Source organism: Sphingobium sp. FW306-1B-F04DB (assembly GCF_058781925.1).
This window is the reverse complement of sequence record NZ_JBYSXE010000070.1, coordinates 13,029-16,132: the sequence shown is the minus strand read 5'-3', so window position 1 is coordinate 16,132 and position 3,104 is coordinate 13,029. Positions and strand designations below refer to the sequence as shown.

Sequence of the window (3,104 nt, the reverse complement as noted above, 5' to 3'; positions counted from 1 at the left end):
GGAGGGAAGGATTGGGGTGGGGCGATCCCAAGCTGCTCGGCGCGATCGGCGCCTGGCTGGGCTGGCAGATGCTCCCCTTCGTGCTGTTGCTCGCGAGTTTCATCGGGCTCGTCGCGGTGATTGCGCAACGCGGGCGCGGACAGGCGATTTCCGCCACGACGCGGGTGCCGCTGGGCGCGCTGATGGCGGTCGCGGCATGGCCGCTCTGGCTATTGCAGGCGGCGGGGGTTTCGCTTTGAGTCGACAAATGGCTGACGACGCGGAATAAGTAGCAATATGAAACGATAATTTTGGGAGACGGCGATGGCGGACGCGGGCGTTCAGGATATGCGGTCGGTGCTTGAGGCGCAGCGGGCCGCGTTCACCGCGGAGCTCCCGGTTTCGACCGCGATCCGCAAGGACCGGATCAAGCGCGCCGTCGCGATGCTCCTCGACAATGCCGACGCCTTCTGCGCCGCGCTCTCCGAGGATTTCGGGCATCGCAGCCGCGAGCAGTCGATGATGACCGACATCGTCGCCTCGGTGCGGACGCTCAAGCATGCGATCAAGCATGTCGACCAGTGGGCGCGGCCCGAGCGTCGCAAGCTCGATTTTCCGCTGGGCCTGCTCGGCGCCAAAGCGATGGTCGAATATCAGCCCAAGGGCGTGGTCGGCGTGATCGCGCCGTGGAACTTCCCCGTTCAGCTGGCCATGGGCCCGATCGCGGGTGCCTTCGCGGCGGGCAACCGCGTGATGATCAAGTCCTCCGAATATACCCCCGGGGTGTCAGCGCTCTTCGAACAGGTGGCCCCGCGCTATTTCGACCGCACCGAGCTTGCGTGCTTCAGCGGCGGGCCCGATATCGGCAAGGCCTTTTCGGAGCTGCCCTTCGATCATCTGCTCTTCACCGGCGCCACGCCGATCGGCAGGCATATCCTCCACGCCGCGGCTGACAGCCTGACGCCCGTGACGCTTGAGCTCGGCGGCAAGTCGCCCACGATCATCGGCCGCAGCGCCGATATGGGACAAGCGACCGAGCGGATCGCGATGGGCAAGATGCTCAATGCGGGCCAGATCTGCCTTGCGCCCGACTATTTGCTCGTGCCCGAGGAAGGCGAGGGGGCCGTGGTCGAGGGGCTCACAAGGGCCGCGTCCGCACTCTATCCGTCGCTCATCGCCAATCCCGACTACACCTCGGTGGTCAACGACCGCCATCTCGACCGGCTGAAATCCTATGTCGAGGACGCGCGCGCCAAGGGGGCCGAGGTGATCGAGGTCAACCCCGCGGGCGAGGATTTCAGCGCCTATAACGGCCGCAAGATGCCGCTCCACATCCTCACCAACGTCAATGACGACATGAAGGTGATGCAGGAGGAGATCTTCGGTCCCGTGCTCCCGGTGATGCGCTACAAGGCGGTCGAGGATGCGATCGATTATGTGAACCGGCACGACCGCCCGCTCGGCCTCTATTATTTCGGCAAGGACGGCGGCGAGGAGCGCAAGGTGCTCGAGCGCACCATCTCGGGTGGCGTGACCGTCAACGACGTGATCTTCCACGTCTCTATGGAAGACCTTCCCTTTGGCGGGATCGGTCCTTCGGGCATGGGCAGCTATCATGGCCATGACGGCTTCAAGACCTTCAGCCATGCCAAGAGCGTCTATCGCCAGCCAAGGATCGATGTCGCGAAACTCGCGGGGTTCAAGCCGCCCTATGGCAGCGGAACGCAGAAGGCGATCGCGCGCGATCTCAAGGCCTGAGCGTCACCGGCCATGATCGCGCGTCATCGCGGCTCAGACCGCGTGACAGCGATGCAAAGCCCCGGTAGTCAGGGGCATGGCAACGCGGCGCGACGATCAGCAGCTAAGCCGGGCACAGTCCCCGGCAACGTCCGATCGTCTTTCGCTCGCGACCGAGGCGCCGCCGCATCGCGAGCATCACCACCGCGTCGACTGGCACCGGGACCGGCTGCTCGCGGCGCTGACGCTGATCGCGGGGGTGGGTCTGCTACTAGGGCTGCCCTTTGCTCTGCGCGCGGGCGCCGAGTTCTTCCTGCCCGTCACCGCCGCGGTCGTCGTCGCGATCGCGATGGTGCCGGGGCTCGAATGGCTCCAGCGCCGTGGCGTGCCCGCGGCGCTGGCGGCGTTCCTGTGCGTGATGCTGTTCCTGGTCGCAATGAACATCGTGCTGGTCTCGATCGTCGTCCCCGCCGCCGAATGGTTTCGCGTGCTGCCCGAACGCATCGGGCTGATCCAGGCCAACCTGGCGCCCGTCATCGACTTCTACTCGAACCTGCAACGCTTCATCGATCAGAGCATCTCGATGCTTGCCACCGGCCCCGTGGCGGCCGCGCGCGCCGAAGCGGTATCGGCGCCGAGTTCGCTGCTCGATCTCGTCGCGACCTCCGCGCCTTATGCATTGATCCAGATGTTCTTCGCGCTGCTGCTGATCTTCTTCTTCCTTGCAGGCTGGACGCGGCTCAGGGAGCGCACGATCACCAGCCGCGGCAGCTTTGACGGCGCCATGGCGACCGCCCGCGTCATCCAGAATGTGGTCGATGCGACGTCGGCCTATCTGGGGACGATCACGCTCATCAACCTTTGCCTCGGGCTTGCGGTGGCGGCCGCGCTCTATGTGATCGGCATGCCTTCGCCGCTGATGTGGGGCGGCATCGTCGCGATCCTCAACTACATCCCCTATCTGGGGCCGATCCTCGCGGCGCTGCTGCTTGCGATGGGCGGGCTGATGACCTTCCCCGACATCTGGTGGGCACTGTTGCCCGCGGCGATCCAGATATTTTTCCACACGCTCGAGGCGAATCTGGTGACCCCGCTCGTGGTGGGGCGCAAGCTCACGATAAACCCGCTCCTGATTCTGATTTCGCTGAGCTTCTGGGGATGGGTCTGGGGCACGCCCGGCGCGCTGCTCGCGGTGCCGCTCCTCATCATCATCCGCACCGTCATGGGGGCGGCGGGAAGCCCGGATATCGCGGGTTTCCTGTTCGAGGAAGGGACGCTCACGCACCCCGATGACGAGGAATTCGACGAAGATGGCAAATCATCCTCTGCCACCGCTTGACAGGCATTCGGGGGTCGCCTAGTTGGCCCCCCTCACCGCAGCACGCGGG

The 3,104-nt window shown here is 65.3% G+C and carries 3 protein-coding genes; all 3 read left to right on the top strand.

The annotated features are described in order from the left end of the window. On the top strand, positions 1 to 239 hold a 239-nt coding region (locus tag AC3WJD_RS20435), incomplete at its 5' end, for a prepilin peptidase (RefSeq protein ID WP_492748599.1). Positions 240 to 303: 64 nt separating this feature from the next. Next, positions 304 to 1,737, top strand: a complete 1,434-nt coding sequence (locus tag AC3WJD_RS20430) for a coniferyl aldehyde dehydrogenase (protein WP_492748598.1) — start codon at positions 304 to 306, stop codon at positions 1,735 to 1,737. 76 nt (positions 1,738 to 1,813) lie between these two features. Further along, complete coding sequence (locus AC3WJD_RS20425) at positions 1,814 to 3,055, top strand: AI-2E family transporter (protein WP_492748597.1); 1,242 nt, start codon at positions 1,814 to 1,816, stop codon at positions 3,053 to 3,055. Positions 3,056 to 3,104 lie beyond the last annotated feature (49 nt).

Coding starts and splice junctions, on each gene's coding strand:
- AC3WJD_RS20430 (WP_492748598.1), top strand. CDS start 304: ATGGCGGACGCGGGCGTTCAGGATATGCGGTCGGTGCTTGAGGCGCAG.
- AC3WJD_RS20425 (WP_492748597.1), top strand. CDS start 1,814: ATGGCAACGCGGCGCGACGATCAGCAGCTAAGCCGGGCACAGTCCCCG.